This window comes from Streptomyces sp. (assembly GCF_036524955.1).
Classification (GTDB): Bacteria; Actinomycetota; Actinomycetes; order Streptomycetales; family Streptomycetaceae; genus Actinacidiphila.
Map to the genome: position 1 here is coordinate 1 of NZ_DATDBG010000287.1, position 16207 is coordinate 16207.

General features: G+C 71.1%; 10 protein-coding genes and 1 pseudogene. 4 read left to right on the forward strand and 7 right to left on the reverse strand.

Annotated features, from left to right (window positions below):
* Positions 1 to 16: 16 nt before the first annotated feature.
* The 3 genes and pseudogenes from VIW71_RS22935 to VIW71_RS22945 all read right to left on the reverse strand — a co-directional run bounded on the left by VIW71_RS22935 (position 17) and on the right by VIW71_RS22945 (position 2770).
* A complete protein-coding gene (locus VIW71_RS22935) occupies positions 17 to 1033 on the reverse strand; it encodes a PRC and DUF2382 domain-containing protein (protein ID WP_331624417.1) in 1017 nt (338 codons plus the stop codon).
* Between the two features lie 90 nt (positions 1034 to 1123).
* Positions 1124 to 1404 (reverse strand): annotated as a pseudogene (locus tag VIW71_RS22940) (hypothetical protein); the annotation flags it as partial.
* Positions 1331 to 2770: a GuaB1 family IMP dehydrogenase-related protein gene (locus tag VIW71_RS22945; RefSeq protein ID WP_331624418.1), complete on the reverse strand. Its 1440-nt coding sequence runs from the start codon at positions 2768 to 2770 to the stop codon at positions 1331 to 1333. The gene VIW71_RS22945 and the pseudogene VIW71_RS22940, both read right to left, overlap by 74 nt.
* 782 nt (positions 2771 to 3552) lie before the next feature.
* Between VIW71_RS22945 and VIW71_RS22950 the strand changes: the two genes are divergently transcribed.
* The gene (locus VIW71_RS22950; RefSeq protein ID WP_331624420.1) at positions 3553 to 6390 is read left to right on the forward strand and encodes a helix-turn-helix transcriptional regulator; all 2838 of its coding nucleotides are present in this window, start codon (positions 3553 to 3555) and stop codon (positions 6388 to 6390) included.
* A gap of 105 nt (positions 6391 to 6495) precedes the next feature.
* Here the strand turns inward: VIW71_RS22950 and VIW71_RS22955 are convergent, their stop codons facing one another.
* Positions 6496 to 7962 (reverse strand): MFS transporter, encoded by a 1467-nt coding sequence (locus VIW71_RS22955; protein WP_331624421.1) that lies wholly within the window; start codon positions 7960 to 7962, stop codon positions 6496 to 6498.
* A 226-nt stretch (positions 7963 to 8188) separates the two neighbouring features.
* On the reverse strand, positions 8189 to 9466 hold the full coding sequence (locus tag VIW71_RS22960; protein WP_331624422.1) for a cytochrome P450: 1278 nt from the start codon (positions 9464 to 9466) through the stop codon (positions 8189 to 8191).
* 285 nt (positions 9467 to 9751) lie between these two features.
* Here VIW71_RS22960 and VIW71_RS22965 point away from each other — a divergent pair, with 285 nt between their 5' ends.
* Together VIW71_RS22965 and VIW71_RS22970 are read left to right on the forward strand one after the other, a co-directional pair.
* On the forward strand, positions 9752 to 11038 hold the full coding sequence (locus VIW71_RS22965) for a cytochrome P450 (RefSeq protein WP_331624424.1): 1287 nt from the start codon (positions 9752 to 9754) through the stop codon (positions 11036 to 11038).
* A complete protein-coding gene (locus VIW71_RS22970; RefSeq protein WP_331624425.1) occupies positions 11035 to 12750 on the forward strand; it encodes an acyl-CoA dehydrogenase family protein in 1716 nt (571 codons plus the stop codon). Before VIW71_RS22965 ends, VIW71_RS22970 begins: the two co-directional genes overlap by 4 nt.
* A gap of 42 nt (positions 12751 to 12792) precedes the next feature.
* Here VIW71_RS22970 and VIW71_RS22975 read toward each other — a convergent pair whose 3' ends face one another.
* A complete protein-coding gene (locus tag VIW71_RS22975) occupies positions 12793 to 13515 on the reverse strand; it encodes a TetR/AcrR family transcriptional regulator (RefSeq protein ID WP_331624426.1) in 723 nt (240 codons plus the stop codon).
* A 173-nt stretch (positions 13516 to 13688) separates the two neighbouring features.
* Between VIW71_RS22975 and VIW71_RS22980 the strand changes: the two genes are divergently transcribed.
* On the forward strand, positions 13689 to 14561 hold the full coding sequence (locus VIW71_RS22980) for an aldo/keto reductase (RefSeq protein ID WP_331624428.1): 873 nt from the start codon (positions 13689 to 13691) through the stop codon (positions 14559 to 14561).
* A gap of 95 nt (positions 14562 to 14656) precedes the next feature.
* On the opposite strand, the gene VIW71_RS22985 is transcribed toward VIW71_RS22980, so the two are convergent.
* On the reverse strand, positions 14657 to 16207 hold the full coding sequence (locus tag VIW71_RS22985) for an acyl-CoA carboxylase subunit beta (protein WP_331624433.1): 1551 nt from the start codon (positions 16205 to 16207) through the stop codon (positions 14657 to 14659).

Consider the following 16207-nt stretch of genomic DNA (forward strand, 5'->3'; position numbering starts at 1 on the left):
ACGGCTGCCCGGTGAGTCAGCGGTGGCGCTTGTCGTCGCGGGACCGGGACGGCTCGGCGGCGGACGTGGGGTCGGAGGCGGACTTGGGGTCGGAGGGAGCCATGTCCGATTCGATGCGCTCCTTGCGGACGCGGCCACGGATGGTGCGCTCTTCGGTGTGGTCCTCGACGCGCATGCGGACGCGTTCCTTGGGGACGACCTCCGTGTCGATGACCGGCTTCTCCTCGTGGAGGGTGACGACGTATTCGGCCTCGCTGATCTCCGGGCCGGAGAGGGCGGCGCCGCGGTTCCGGTCGGTGATGGGCTCGCGTTCGAGCCGTACCTCTTCGTGGCGGAGCGGTATGGTGCGCTCGACCTCTTCGACCTCGACGTACTTGCGCAGCCGGGCCCGCCCGGTCGCCCTGCGCTCGACGTGGATGTGCAGTTCCTCCTCGGAGCGGGTCATCGCGTCGTCCTCGGTACCGGCCGCGTCCGGGCCGAGCCGTTCCGCGGGTCCGGTGCGCCCGGCCGCGTATCCCGCGGACCCGGCTCCCACGTCGATGCCCGTACCGGCTCCGGCCTCGCGGCCAGGCATGCCCTCCCGGGTGCCGCTCCTGGTCCCCGGCCTCGTCCCGGCCGCGGATGTCGGCGCCGACGGCTTCCGCCCGGCAGCACCCGCCGCCCCGGCCGCACCCGCCGCTCCGGACGTGCGGTCGGTCCCGGCCGCCGCCCCGGCGCGCTCCATCCCGTAGTAGACGTACAGATGGCGCTCCTCCTCGACCGACAGGTGCCCCCCGGCGTCCACGTCCACGTTCGGCGCGCCCTTCACCTTGTCCTTGGCGTAGGGCACCTCCAGGTGATCCTGGACCAGGCGGGCGGCACGCGTCGGCACGAAGGTCTCGCTGTTGCCGAAGAATCCGGTCTTCACCGTCACCCATTCCGGCTCGCCGGTGGCGTCGTCCAGGTACATGTGCTTGGCTTCGCCGATCTTCTTGCCCTCGGCGTCATGAACCGGATGGCCCACGACCTGGGGTATCTGCTCACGCGTGATCATGTCGCCTCCTCGGCTGGCCATTCTGGCCTTACTGACCACATTTCCGCCCGACAGTCCCCAAAACCCCCAAAAATCTCATACTCGTCACAACTACGACATTCTCACCGTGCGCCGCTCGCTCCGGGCCCCCGGCCCGTACCGCCCCGGCAGCGGCGACAGACCAGTACCGACTTGGTGCGCGTGACGAACGGCTCCCCCGCGATCCGTTCCAGCACGCGTTCGACGTGGCGGACGTGGGAGGCGAAGGCCTGGACCACCGGGTCCGCCTCGCCGGTGACCGTGGAGGGGGACCGCCGGTCACTGCCAGCTGACGTGCAGCGGCTTGCCCTCGGCGTACCCCGCGGCACTCTGCACGCCGACGACCGCCCGCGCCTCGAACTCCGCGAGCGAGGCCGCGCCCGCGTACGTGCAGGCGCTGCGCACCCCCGCGATGATCGAGTCGATCAGGTCCTCGACGCCGGGCCGCGCCGGGTCCAGGTACATCCGGGAGGTGGAGATGCCCTCCTCGAAGAGCGCCTTGCGGGCCCGGTCGTACGCCGACTCCTCACTCGTACGGTTGCGCACCGCACGTGCCGAGGCCATCCCGAAGGACTCCTTGTACAGGCGCCCGTCCGCGGCCTGCTGCAGGTCGCCGGGCGACTCGTGCGTACCGGCGAACCAGGAGCCGATCATGACGTTGGACGCGCCGGCCGCGAGCGCCATCGCGACGTCGCGCGGGTGCCGCACGCCGCCGTCCGCCCATACGTGCTTGCCGTACTTGCGCGCCTCGGCCGCGCACTCCAGCACCGCGGAGAACTGCGGGCGGCCGACGCCGGTCATCATGCGGGTGGTGCACATCGCGCCGGGCCCGACGCCGACCTTGACGATGTCCGCGCCGGCCTCGATCAGGTCGCGGACGCCCGCGGCGGCCACCACGTTGCCCGCGACGACCGGCACCCGGGGGCCGAGCGCCCGCACCGCGCGGACAGTGGCGAGCATCGACTCCTGGTGGCCGTGAGCGGTGTCCACGACGAGGGTGTCCACGCCCGCGTCGAGGAGTTGCCCGGCCTTGCCCGCGACGTCGCCGTTGATGCCGATGGCGGCGGCGATCCGCAGCCGCCCCGCCTCGTCCACGGCGGGCTGGTAGAGGGTCGCGCGCAGGGCCGCGGTCCGGGTGAGGACGCCGGCCAGCCTCCCGTCCGCGTCCACCGCGGGGGCGAGCCTGCGGTGTGCCTCCTCCAGTCGGTTGAAGGCGTCCCGGGGATCCATTCCGGCGTCGAGCAGCAGCAGGTCCCGGGACATCACCTCGGAGAGCTGCGTGAAGCGGTCCACCCCGGTCAGGTCCGACTCGGTGACCACGCCGACCGGCTTGCCCTCGGCCACCACCACGCCCGCGCCGTGTGCGCGCTTGGGCAGCAGGGACAGCGCGTCGGCGACGGTCTGGGAGGGGGCCAGGGTGATCGGGGTGTCCAGCACGAGGTGACGCCGCTTCACCCAGCCGGTCACCTCGGCCACCACGTCGATCGGGATGTCCTGCGGGATGACGACCAGGCCGCCGCGCCGGGCGACGGTCTCGGCCATCCGGCGGCCCGCGATGGCGGTCATGTTGGCGACCACGATCGGGATGGTGGTGCCCGAGCCGTCCAGCGACCTGAGATCCACCCCCTGCCGGGAGCCCACCGCACTGCGGCGCGGCACCATGAAAACGTCGTCGTATGTCAGGTCGTACGCGGGCTGCACATCATTGAGGAAACGCATACCGGCTCTCTCACCTGCGATTCTGCCGAAGCAGCGGGCGGGGAGTCAGCCTGGCCGGCGCCCGGTCGGACTGCGGCTCCTCGTCCCATGGTCCCCGATGTCCGCCGCCGGCGGCGCCCTCGCGGGCCATGTCTGTGTTTTCGGCCGAGTCTGCGGTGTCCCCTTCCGTACTTTCGGCCAATTTTGCTGCCGCGTCGAGACCACCAGCCTGTACTCCGACGTGTTCCGGCAGGTCCCGCGGCCATGACTGCGGGCCCGAAAAGGGATTAGGCGGCGGGCACATCTTGCCTCCGGTTGGCTGATGCAAATAAACTCCGGCCCGGCGATTCCGCGGCGGAGCGGATCCACCGCGGGCGCCCGGGGCAACGGGGACCCGCATATTTGGTACCCGAGCACGGGGCACAAAAAAGACATCCGGGCCGACCCGGGTCCACATCCGAGGAAATCCCGGAAACCCCCGGCGCCCCTTGGGTTTCGGGGCCGCTCCGGAAAGCCGGTCGAACCGGCCCGGCACCTCGGATGGCCGCCGATTCCATGTCACGCCCAGCATCCGACGGAAACGGAATCCTCGATTCCGATAAGCGACATGCAGAATTTACCACTTCGCCCAGTTGCTCGCGCGGGATAATCGATATCTAATACAGGAAAACTGCCGACACTCGGTCGGCATCACATTACCGGGAGAAATCAGCCCGTCACGCAAGGTAAGACTTCATTACAGAGCGGAGTCGTAGGGCATGCTGGCAACCGCAGAGTCGACCGTCCGGGCCCAACGTGACGTCTTGACAGAGCACGATCTCTTCGAGCGGGAGGAGGAACTGGCCCTTCTGTGCGATCTCTTTCACGACTCGCTGAAGGGCAGGAGCCGCATGGCCGTGGTCACGGGTGCCGCGGGCCACGGCAAGTCGGAACTGCTCGGCGCACTGGCCGAGTACGCGGCACGGCTGGGCGCGGTCCACCTCTCCGCCACGGCGTCCCGGGCGGAGCAGTCGGTGCCGTTCGGGGTACTGGGACAGTTCTTCCGCGGCACGGACCTCCCCGAGGAGCTGCGTTCCCATGTGGCGGCACTGCTCGGCCGGGCGCTGCTCGCGGCTGCGGACGACACGGGCCCGCCGGCCGACACCGAGGGCATCTCACCGCTGATGTTCCATCAGATCGGGCTGGCGCTGCACGACCTCACCGAGCACGTGGACGGGCCGCTGCTGCTCAGCATCGACGACGTGCAGTACGCCGACGCCCCGTCGCTGCAGTGCCTGTCCGCCGTGGTGCGCCGGCTGCGCTCGGCACCGCTGACGGTGGTGCTCAACGAGTGCCCCGCCCCCTGGCCGTCGGGCGCCATGCTCAAGGCCGAGCTGCCGCCGGAGCCGATGTCGCGCCGGATCCGGCTTCGTCCCCTGTCCCGGCACGGGGTGGAGGCGCTGCTGGACCGGCATCTGGGACAGCTGGCGGCGTTCGCCCTCGGCGCCGAGTGCCTCAGCGTCACCGGCGGGAATCCACTGCTGGTTCGCCGGCTGATCAAGGACACCGCCGGCCAGGGGCCGTCCGCCCCGCACGCGCTGCGGGTCGGGCCGCACTTCGAACAGGCTGTGCTGGACTGCCTCTACCGGTGCCATCCCAGCGTCCGCACCGCCGCACGTGAGGTGGCGGTCCTCGACGATCCGCAGTTCGCTCCGCTGCTGATCCGATTGTCCGAACTCGATCCGCGGTCGCTGTCCCTGGCACTGGACACCCTGACGGAGGCCGGGTTCCTGGTCGACGGACAGTGGCGTCACTCCCGGGCACGTGCCGCCGTACTGCAGGGCATGACCGCCGGGGAGCGTGCCGCCCTGCACAACAGAGCGGCGACCGTGCTGTTCAAGAACGGCGCCCCGGTGATCGCCGTGGCCCATCAGTTGATCGCGGCGGACAGCATCGACAACGACTGTGCCGCCGCCGTACTGCTGGAGGCGGCCGACGAGAGCCTGCACGGCGGGGACGGCGCTTTCGCGCTCAACTGCCTGTCCCTGGCCCACCGGTACAGCCGCAACGAGGAGCACCGCGCGACGACCACGGCGATGCTCTTCCGTGCCGAGTGGCGGGCCGATCCGCGCGCCGCGGCCCGCCGCATGCCCGCGCTGCTCGGCTACACCGAGGCCGGTCTGCTGACCGGACGCCATGTGGCGGCGCCGGTCGAATCGCTGATGTGGTTCGGCCAGCCGCAGGCGGCACTCGACGCCGTGGACCGCCTGGAGTCGCACATCCGGCGGAGCCAGGACGTGGAGGCGTCGGCCTACCTCAAGATGAGCCGTATCGCGCTCGGTGTGCTCTACCCCGCGCCGGCCGGTGACCCCGAGAACGAGTCCGACAGCCGCGGCGGCGACCCGTCCGCAGCGGACTCGGACGCGGACGCCGATCCGATGCGCTGGGCGCCCTCGTGCTGCTGCCAGGCGGTGTCCGAGCTCCACCGGGTGCTGCGGCACGGCCCGGACCCGCTGTCCGTCCGTGTGGCCGAACAGACCCTGAGCAGCTACAAGCTGAACGACCACACGGTACTGCTGCTGGCCGCCGCGGTCGGCATCCTGATCCTCAACGACGAGGTGGCGTCCGCCGAGCGCTGGCTCACGTCCTTCACCGGCACGGCCAGGACGCAGTCCGCGCCCGCCTGGCACGCGCTGTTCGAGAGCCTGGCGGCGAAGCTGGCGCTGCGCCGCGGCGACCTGAAGGCGGCGGTCCGCATGGCGGAGTCGGCGCTGGCCGAGATACCGGCGGCGAGCTGGGGTGTGGTGATCGGCCTGCCGCTGAGCGTCGTGCTGGAGGCGAACGCCCTGCTGGACACGCGGACCGAAACACTCGCCCACCTGCGGATGGCGCCTCCGGCCCCGATGTTCCAGACCCCGTTCGGACTGCGCTATCTGTACGCGCGGGGCCGGCTGCTGCTCGCGCACGGGCAGCCGACGCCGGCCCTGGAGGACCTGACGGCCGTCGGCGAACTGGCCGCCCGCTGGGGCATGGACGTCCCCGCGCTGCTGCCGTGGCGGACCGACGCGGCGCGGGTCCATCTCGCCCGCGGCGAGTCCGAGCGCGCCCGGGAACTGCTCAGGGAGCAACTGACCCTGGTCGCCCCGGGGCAGCACCTGGTACGCGCGGCCACGCTGCGCGCCCTGGCCGCCGCCACGTCCGGGCGCGAGCGCGGTTCGCTGCTGGCCCGCGCGGTGGAAGCCGCACAGAGTTGCGGCAACCCGGTGGAACTCGCCTTCGCCCTCAACGACATGGGCCAGCACCACCAGGAGCTCGGCCAGTACAGCAAGGGCCGGATCGCACTGCGCCGGGCCCGGCAGCTCGCCGAGGAGTGCGGTGTGGCGCTGCCGGGGCGGATCGCGCCGGAGCCGACCGGCGGGACGCCGGCCGCCACGCCCGGCGGCGGGGAGCACCTGGTGGGCATGCTGAGCGACGCGGAGATGCGGGTGGTGACGCTGGCCGCCCGTGGGCACAGCAACCGGCAGATCGCGGCGAAGCTGTTCGTGACGGTCAGCACCGTGGAGCAGCATCTGACCCGGGTGTACCGGAAGCTGGGGATCAAGCGGCGCAGTGATCTCGCGCCCGCCCTGCACCGTGGCGCGATGGCCCGGCGGGCCTCCTGACCCCTCCGTGCCGGCCACAGCGGCCCCCGGAAACGCCAAGAGACGGGACCCGTGGCCGGTACGGGGGTTCCAGGCCACAGGTCCCGAGTGCGTGGTGTGTCGGTGTCAGCCGGACACCGACACCTCGCGTCCCTCCTCGGACTCGGCGGCGGGGGCCGCGGCGGGAGGCTTGCGGAGGTTGAGGGCCGCGACGGCGCCGGCGAGCGCGGCCGCCGCGGCGGCCCAGCCGGCCGTGCGCAGGCCCGAGACGACGTCGGACGCCGCCGGGGTGGGCGCTCCGGCGCTCACGTCGATTCCGTGGTTGGCGATGACCAGGATGATGGCCAGGCCCACCGCGGCACCGATCTGCTGCGAGGTGGAGGCGAGCGCCGAGGCCACGCCCTGCTCGGCGGGGGCGACGCCGGACCCGGCGCTGGCGAAGATCGCGGTGAAGGCCAGACCGCCGCCGAAGCCGTAGATGGCGACCCCGGGCAGCACCGCCCAGTACGTGCCGCCGGTGGACATGCCGAGCACCATCGCGCCCATGCCGATGGCGTAGATGAGCATGCCCAGCGAGAGGGTGTTGCGCAGTCCGGTCTTGTTCAGCATCGAGGCCGCGATCTTGCCGCCGGCGATCATGGCCAGGAGACCGAGCGGCAGGAAGGCCAGACCGGCCTGCAGGGCGTCGTAGCCGAGGATGTTCTGGATGTAGACGGTGAACAGGTAGTAGCCGCCGCTCAGGGCGCACATGTGCAGCAGCGCGACCATCATCGAGGTGACCAGGCTGCGGTTGCGGAACATCCGCAGCGGGGCCAACGGGGCGCTGGTCTTGGCCTCGATCAGGAAGAACGAGCCGATCAGCGCAGCGCCGACGATCAGCGTGCCGAGGACGCGGGGCGCGGTCCAGCCGTAGTCCGGGCCGCTGACCAGGCCGAAGACCATCAGCGTGGCGCCCAGGGTGACGACGAGGGCACCGGGGACGTCGAAGCTCTGGCGCGGGCCGCTGCGCGGGGCGTCGGGCGCGAGCAGGCTGGGTACGCCGAGCAGGGCGATGGCGACCAGCGGAACCATGAAGTAGAACACCCACTCCCAGCCCAGCCACTGAGTCAGCACGCCGCCGAGCAGCGCGCCGGCCGCGAGGCCGCCGCTGCCGGTGGCGCCCCAGACGGCGAGGGCCCGGTTGCGCTCGGGTCCCTCGTCGAAGCTGGTGACGATCAGTGTCAGTGTCGCCGGGAAGAGCAGGGCACCGCCCAGGCCCTGGACCGCGCGGGCCGCGATGAGCACCCCGGTCGAGCCCGCCAGACCGCCGATCAGGGCCGCGGCGCCGAAGAGGATCAGAGCGGTGACGAACACCCGCCGTGCCCCGATGCGGTCGGCGGCGCGGCCGCCGAGCAGCAGGAAGCCACCGAAGGCGACGGCGTAGGAGCTGACGACCCACTGCAGGGTCTGTGGCGAGAAGTCCAGCGCCTCGCCGATGTCCGGTAGCGCGACGAAGACGATGTTGTAGTCGACCGCGATGATGAACTGGGCCAACGCCAGCAACGCAAGCCTCAGACCGGCCCGCTGGTGCGAGCGGCTAACGGAACCTTCCACTGGATTGGACCCTTTCGTTTCTGCGGGGACGAGCCGGCCGAACGGCCGGAGCGAACGGGGAACAGCGGAGCTACTGCCGAGCAGAGAGTGTGCATCGTTCGTAAAATTGAACGGTGTGTAGCTTCAATACTCACGATACTAGCGGCACAGCGTTGAGTGTCAAGTGCGCCGCAAAGCAGCTCCCGGGCGCCGAACGGCACCCGGGAGCTGCGGGAATGGCGGTGTGTCAGGACTGGAGGACGGGTCCGAGGACGACCGGCAGCTTGCCGATGACGCGCAGGGACACGCCGGGCCAGCGCTCGACGGGGGCGTTCTCGTCCAGCCGGACGTCGTGCTTGATCAGCGCCGCGAGTGCCTCCTGGGCGATCATCCGGGCCACCGGCGCGGCCACACAGAAGTGGATGCCGTGACCGAAACCCAGGTTGCGGGTCTGCGGGCGGGTGATGTCCAGCCGGTCCGCGTCCGGGAAGGATTCCGGATCGCGGTTGGCGGCGGCCATCAGGACCACGACATACTCGCCGGTCCGTACCGGGATGCCGGCCACGTCGGCGTCCTCCAGCGCCGTCCGGGTCACCATGGCCAGGGTGCTGTCGTACCGCAGCAGCTCTTCGACGGCCGCGGGCATCTGGTCCGGGTGGGCCCGCAGCCACTCGAGCTGCTCCGGGTGCTCCAGCAGGTTGTAGACCTCGTTGCCGATCATCGCGGCGGTGGCGCCGAAGCCCGCGGCGAGCAGGTTCATCAGGAGCATGGCCAGCTCCCACTCGGTGAGCCGGTCGCCCGCCTCCTCGGCCTTGACCAGCTCGCTGACCAGGTCGTCGCCGGGCTCGGCGCGCCGGGCGGCGACCATCTCGACGCCGGCGTCGATGAAGACGTCGCGGGCGGCGTTGCGGCCGGCCTTCTGCTCGTCGGTGAGCGTGAAACCCGGGTCGAGGCCCCGCCCGCTCTCCATGGTGTTGGCGAAGAACAGCGGATGGTAGTGGGAGGGGATGTCCATCATCTCGCTGAGCACCCGTGCGGGCAGCGGACGGGAGAGCGCCTCCTGCAGGTCGATCCGGCCGTCCGGGCTCTCCGCCAGCGCCTTGGCCAGCAGCTCCTCGGCGTACTGCGCCGCCACCGGCCGGAGCCGGGCGATCATCTTCGGCGTGAACGCCTTGGACACCAGGCCGCGGATGCGCGTGTGGTCCGGCGGGTCCATGAACATCAGGATGCGGCCGGACTCACCGCTCTGGGGGTTCTCCACGAACTGGTCGGCCACCATGGGGTTGACGCCCCAGCCGAACCGGGTGTCCTTCATCGTCGCCGAGGCCTCCTCGTATCCGAGGACCGCGACGACACCCCCGGCGGTACGGAAGGCCGCACCGGACTCGGCCCGTATCTTCCGGTAGTACGGAAACGGGTCGTCATGGAATTCCGCGTCGAAGGGATCGAACGGCAGGGCCTTTCTGGCGGCCTCCGGATCATAAGTGATGACGTCGGGAATTTTTGCGATCGGCGCCTCGGTCATTCTTCACACCCCTGGGGATTGAGAGCCTCCTTCTGCCAGCGGAAATTACCGATCCCCACCCCCTACCGCCAACCCCTTCAATGTGCGCGCGATTTAGGGGTGGCACGGAGCGATTCTGGGGTTGGCGCCACGGTGACGTCTCGGTACCTTCGGGACGCAGGCGGCCACCGGGACGTAATGACAAAGCCGGTCCGACAACAGGCTACCGCTTCTCCGGAAATAATTCACCGGCATCCCCGGTTCTCGTCGCACCACCATTCTTCGACATCCGACATGAGGTTTCGCATGAGCACCGAGATTCAGGCGGAAAAGGCCACCGAGCTCCCCGCCGTCCTGGGCGGTTTCGATCTCACGGACCAGTCGGGATTCGCCGGGGGAATACCGTACGACCTGTTCGCCAGGCTCAGGCGGGAGGCGCCCGCGCTGTACCATCCGGCGGGCACCCTGCCGGACGGCGAGGGCTTCTGGGTGCTGACCCGGCACGCGGACATCGCGGCGGCCTCGGTCGACCCGGTCTTCTCCTCCCAGGGCGGCGGCGGGCGGGCCGGCGGCGGCACCCATCTGGAGGATCTGCCGTTCGGCGGCGGCCTGACCGGGACGGTGCTGGCCATGATGGACAACCCCAGGCACGAGGTGTTCAAACACCTCCTCGGGCCGGCCGTCGCCCGCGGGGTGACCGCACTGGAGCCCGAACTGCGGGCGACGGCCGGCGCACTGGCCGACGAACTCGTCTCCCGCGGCTCGGGAAACGCCGTGGACGACTTCACCGAGCCTTTCGCCCTGCGGTCGGTGGCGCTGCTTCTCGGCGTACCGCGGGACGACTGGCCGCGGCTGACGCAATGGGTGCACGCGGTGCTGGGATTCACCCACCGCAGGACCGGCCGGGTGGACGAGGAGTCGAAAGCGACCTACAGCCAGTTGCGCGGCTATTTCGGATCGCTGCTGGAGGCAAAGCGCCGGAATCCCGTCGACGACCTGGGCAGCGTATTGGCGACCGGAGAACTGCCCGGTACCTCGGGTCAACCGCCGCTGACGGAAATGGAACGGGAAGCCAATACCAGCGTCATGCTGGTCAGCGGTTTCGAGCAGCCGCGCAACACGATCGCCGGCGGCCTGCTGGCCTTCGCCCAGAACCCGGACCAGTGGCGGCGGTTGCGCGCGGACCGGTCCCTGATGCCGACCGCCGTCGAGGAAGTGCTGCGCTGGCTGCCGGCCAACCCGTACAACCGGCGCACGCTCACCCGGGACGTGGAACTGCACGGCCGGCACCTGCGGGCCGGTGACAAGGTGACTCTGTGGTGGCCGTCCGCCAACCGCGACGCGTCCGTTTTCCCGGATCCCGACCGCTTCGACATCGGCCGCGACCCCAACCCGCACCTCTCCTTCGGCCACGGCGTCCACTACTGCCTGGGCGACGACTTCGGCCGGCTGGAGATCCGGCTGGCGCTGGAGGCGCTGCTGGACCGGGTCGAGGAGATCCGGCCGGCCGGACCGGAGACCTGGGCGCCCAACAACAAGCACACCGTGCTGCTGGACGTTCCCGTGGAGCTGGTTCCGGCGGTGGTCCGGTGACGGCCACGACCTTCCTGGACGCGCTGGGCTCGGGAGACCTGGACCGGGGGCTGCTCGGATCCTTCCCCGAGCAGAGTCCCGCGGAGGAGGCGGCCGGGGACGCGGTCGTGGCCGGGCTGGAGAAGTTCCTGCTCGCCCGGATCGACGCCGACGAGGTGGACCTGACCGGCCGGCTTCCGGAAGGCTTCCCCGACGACCTGCGCGGCAGCGGCTACCTCGGGCTGTGCATGCCGGAGGAGCTGGGCGGTCTGGGGCTGTCGGCGTACAACGCCTTCCGCGTCATCGAACGCGCCGCCGCGCTGTGCATGCCCGCCGGGCAGATGCTGGCCATCCAGGCCGGGGTCGGCGCCCCCGCGCTCTACCCCGCGCTGCCCCCCGGCCCGCTGCGGGCCTTCGTCGGCGAACGCCTGGCCGGCGGCGCGATCTCCGGGTTCGCGCTGACCGAGCCCGCCGGCCAGAACAACGCCTGGCCCGGCACGACCGCGACACGGTCCGCCGACGGTTCGGTGTACGTCCTGCGCGGGCAGAAGGTGTTCACCGGCCACGGGCCCGTGGCCGACCTGCTGCCGCTCGCCGCGACCGAGCACACCGAGGAGGGGCGGCGGCTGTGCGTGTGCTTCGTGGACACCTCGGCGGCCGGTTTCCGGGTGACCTCGCCGATCGAGTTCGTGGGCAGCCGGGGCCTGCCCAACGGCGCGCTGCGCTTCGACGACGTCGAGGTCCCCGCCGAGTACGTGGTCCGCGGGGAACCGGAGGACCCCCGGTTCCCCGACCTCATGGCGGCGGCAGTGCTGACCGGGCAGCTCTACTTCACGGCCGCCCCGGCCATGGCGATCGCCACGCTGTGCCGGCGGTGGGCGGGCGAGTTCGTGGCCCGGCGGAGCATCAACTCCCGTCCGCTGGGCGGCTACGACGAGATCCAGCGGATGGTGGGCGACACGCTCGCCGAGGTGTACGCGATGGAGGCCGTCATCCAGTGGAGCCTGGTCGGCTCCGGCCCGGCGGACCGCTGGTTCGAGCGGCTGGTGTCGAAGAACCTGTCGGTACGCACCTGCTGGCGGATCGTCGACCGGACCGTCTCGCTGTACGGCGCCGAGGGCATCGAGACCCTGCCGAGCAAGGTGCGGCGCGGGGCGGTCCCGGTACCGCTGGAGCGCCGGCTGCGGGACGCCCGCGGGTTGCGCATCGCGGGGAACGTGGACTTCCAGCTCGACAGCCAGGCCGGACGGCGGCTGCTGACCGGCTTCTACGCGGCGCTTCAGCAGGACGGCCCGGCCGGAGCGCGCGGGTACGCCGGCGGACCCGGCGAGCCCGCCGGGGACGTCCTCGGCGGGCTGTCGGAGGCGAATCTCGCCCATCTGGCGTCGGCGCGGGAGCAGGTGGCCCGGTTCCACCGGTTCTGCCAGGAGCTGGTGCGACGTCACCCGGATCCCCAGGAGCTGTTCGAGAAGGAGCGCACGGTGATCCTGCTCAGCCGGATCGCCGCCGAGCTCTTCGCGGTGTGCGCGGTGCTGTCCAGGGCCGGGCACGGGCAAGGAGCCGCGGGCGGCCCGGCGGACGGCGGCCTGCTGGCCGAGGTGTACTGCGCGGCGGCGTCCCACCGCCTGGCGGACCACTGGCGGCAGCTCACCGCCGGGGCGGATCCCGACTACGCCGGGCTCAGCGCCCGCTGGCTCGCCGAGGGCCTGCCGGCGCTCCAGGCGGAGGGCTGACCGGCGATGGCGGGCCGGCTGACCGGGCCGGGCCCGGCCCGGTCAGCCGGTGACGGCGGCGGAGGCAGCGCTCTGGGCGCAGCCGACCACGGCGTGCCCCAGCGACTTGGCCAGGTCGGTGAGCTCCGTACGGTAGAGCTTGGCCGGGTCCCGCACCTGGGGGCGCAGGTGGCCGTAGACCTCCAGTGTCACCAGGCCGTGCAGCCGGCCCCAGACGCGCAGGGAGAACGCCACGGCCGCGGGCGGCAGGTCGGGGAACGAGTGGCGGATCAGGCCGGCGAACTCCGGGTCGAAGTCCGACCAGGCGTGGCCGCCGTCGATGCACAGGTACTGGGCCTTGGGCCAGGCCGCGGCGACGATGGCGGTCAGCACCGCGCAGGACCGGTGTTCCGCCTCGGCCGCCGCACCGCCCTCCGGCGGCTGGTAGTCCGACACGGCGTCGCCGTACACCAGCCGGAACTCCTCCGGGTTGCGGATCGCCCAGGCCCGGTACGCCTGGCCGAACGCCATGAGCTGCGCCGCCGGGTCGTCCGCGGGGCAGCCTGCCACGGCGGCCTCCAGGGCGTCGGCGAGCGTGCTGTAGACATCGGCGATGAGGACGCTCACGAGGTTGTCCCTCGTGTCGAAGTAGCTGTAGATGGCACCGGCGGTCATGCCCATGTCGCGGGCGATAGCGCGCAACGAGATGGCCGCCGTTCCACTGGAGGCCATGTGCTGCAGCGCCGTGGTCTTGATCTCGGCAATCGTGGCCTCGCGAAGACGCATCCTCCGGCTTTGAGTCACCTGTCCCATGGTGGACATCTTAGCAGTGTTGAAACATAAAGTCCTCACCTGGTTTCTTTACGGTGCTCAATTGACAACGTCCATGTAGTTAGTAAACGCTGTTCACTGGACTGCTCACCGCATCCCCTCCGAACACTGCTGAAAGGCTTGCAACGATGAGCACTGACCTGACCACCGCCCCGGCCGCGGCCGCCGGCCAGTTGCGGATCGGCGGCGATCTCACCGTCAACCGGCTCGGCTACGGCGCCATGCGGCTCACCGGCCCGGGCATATGGGGCGAGCCGGCCGACCGGGACGAGGCCGTCCGGGTGGTCCGCCGCGCCGTGGAACTGGGCGTCGACTTCATCGACACCGCCGACGCCTACGGCCCGTTCACCGCCGACCTGATCATCCGCGAGGCGCTGTACCCCTACCCCGACGGTCTGGTCATCGCCACCAAGGTGGGCCTGAGCCGGCCCGGCCCCGAGGACTGGCGGCCGCTGGGGCGCCCGGAGTACCTGCGCCAGCAGGTCGAACTGAACCTCCGCCACCTCGGTCTTGAGGCCATCGACCTGCTCCAGCTCCACCGGATCGACCCGGCGGTGCCGCTGGAGGACCAGGTCGGCGAGCTGGCCGAGCTGCAGAAGGAGGGCAAGATCCGGCACATCGGCCTGTCCGAGGTCGGCGTCGACGAGCTGGAGCAGGCCCGGCGCACCGCCGAGATCGTCTCCGTGCAGAACCTGTACAACCTGGCCGAGCGCAAGTCCGAGGACGTGCTGCGCTACGCCGAGGAGCACGGTCTCGCCTTCATCCCCTGGTTCCCCATCGCCATGGGCGCGCTGGCCGAGCCCGGCAGCCCGCTCGCCAGCCTGCTGAAGGACCGCGACGCCACCCCCGCCCAGCTCGCGCTGGCCTGGCTGCTGCGCCACTCCCCCGCGCTGCTGCCCATCCCCGGCACGTCCTCGGTGGCGCACCTGGAGGAGAACGTCGGCGGCGCCACGGTCGGTCTGTCCGACGAGGAGTACGCGGCGATCACCGCTGCCTGCTGAGCACCGTCCGAACGTGCCGGCGCGAAAACGGTGTCCGGACACCCGCCGAGCGGCGGGCGTCCGGACACCGGTGCGTGCGGCCCCGGCCGCGCGCCTCACGCCGGGGGGTTGCCGTGCTTGCGGGAGGGCAGGTCGGCGTGTTTGGTGCGCAGCATCTCCAGCGAGCGGATCAGCACCCGCCGGGTGTCCCTGGGGTCGATCACGTCGTCGACGAGGCCGCGCTCGGCCGCGTAGTACGGGTGCATGAGCTCGGCCTTGTACTCCTTGATCTTCAGCGTCCGCACCGCTTCGGGGTTGTCGGCCGAGGTGATCTCGCGGCGGAAGATCACGTTGGCCGCGCCCTCCGCGCCCATGACCGCGATCTCGTTGCCGGGCCAGGCCAGCGAGATGTCCGCGCCGATCGACCGGGAGTCCATGACGATGTACGCGCCGCCGTACGCCTTGCGGACGATGAGCTGGATGCGCGGCACGGTGGCGTTGCAGTAGGCGTACAGCAGCTTGGCGCCGTGCCGGATGATGCCGTTGTGCTCCTGTGCGACCCCCGGCAGGAAGCCGGGCACGTCGACCAGGGTGACCAGCGGGATGTTGAAGGCGTCGCACATGGTCACGAAACGGGCGGCCTTCTCCGAGGCGTGGATGTCCAGCACGCCGGCGGACGACGCGGGCTGGTTGGCGACGAAGCCGACCACGTGCCCGTCGAGCCGGGCCAGGGCACAGACGATGTTGGTGGCCCACATCTCGTGCGTCTCGAAGAACATCCCGCCGTCGGCGATCTCCTCGATCACGGCGCGCATGTCGTAGCCCTGGTTGGGCTCGGCCGGAACCAGGTCCAGCAGGATGTCGTTGGTACGGTCGGCCGGATCGCCGGACGACTCGACCGGCGGCGTCTCCCGGTTGTTCTGCGGGAGCAGCGAGAGCAGGTAGCGGACCTCCTCCAAGCAGCTCTCCTCGTCGTCGTAGACGAATCCGGCGACGCCGGAGGTGGCGCCGTGCACGTCGGCGCCGCCCAGCCCGTCCATGCTGACGCGCTCGCCCGTGACGGCCTGCACCACATCGGGGCCGGTGATGAACATCTGGGCGGTGTCGCGGACCATGAAGACGAAGTCGGTGAGGGCCGGCGAGTAGGCCGCGCCGCCCGCGCAGGGTCCCAGCATCACGCTGATCTGCGGGATGACCCCGGAGTTGCGGGTGTTGCGGCGGAAGATCCCGCCGTATCCCGCGAGCGCGGTGACGCCTTCCTGGATCCGGGCCCCGGCACCGTCGTTGAGCGACACCAGCGGGGCGCCGGCCGCCGCGGCGAGGTCCATCAGCTTGTGGATCTTGGCGGCGTGCGCCTCGCCGAGCGCGCCGCCGAAGGTGCGGAAGTCGTGCGCGTAGACGAACACGGTACGCCCGTGCACGGTTCCCCAGCCGGTGAGGACACCGTCGGAGTAGGGCCGCCGCCGGTCCATTCCGAAGGCGGTGGAGCGGTGCCTGCGCAGCGCCTCGATCTCTTGGAACGAGCCCTCGTCCAGCAGCAGTTCGATGCGCTCGTGGGCGGTCAGCTTGCCCCGCGCGTGCTGCCGCTCGGTCGCCGCCGGGTCGGGACCCTGCCGGACCTCGGTCTTCAGTCTGATCAGTTCCGCCAGGCGTTCCTGGGGGTGCAT

Bases quoted from the DNA above. Each gene is read 5' to 3' on its own strand.
- VIW71_RS22935 (WP_331624417.1), bottom strand. From the start codon at position 1,033: ATGATCACGCGTGAGCAGATACCCCAGGTCGTGGGCCATCCGGTTCAT.
- VIW71_RS22945 (WP_331624418.1), bottom strand. From the start codon at position 2,770: ATGCGTTTCCTCAATGATGTGCAGCCCGCGTACGACCTGACATACGAC.
- VIW71_RS22965 (WP_331624424.1), top strand. From the start codon at position 9,752: ATGAGCACCGAGATTCAGGCGGAAAAGGCCACCGAGCTCCCCGCCGTC.
- VIW71_RS22960 (WP_331624422.1), bottom strand. From the start codon at position 9,466: ATGACCGAGGCGCCGATCGCAAAAATTCCCGACGTCATCACTTATGAT.
- VIW71_RS22980 (WP_331624428.1), top strand. From the start codon at position 13,689: ATGAGCACTGACCTGACCACCGCCCCGGCCGCGGCCGCCGGCCAGTTG.
- VIW71_RS22975 (WP_331624426.1), bottom strand. From the start codon at position 13,515: ATGCGTCTTCGCGAGGCCACGATTGCCGAGATCAAGACCACGGCGCTG.
- VIW71_RS22985 (WP_331624433.1), bottom strand. From the start codon at position 16,207: ATGCACCCCCAGGAACGCCTGGCGGAACTGATCAGACTGAAGACCGAG.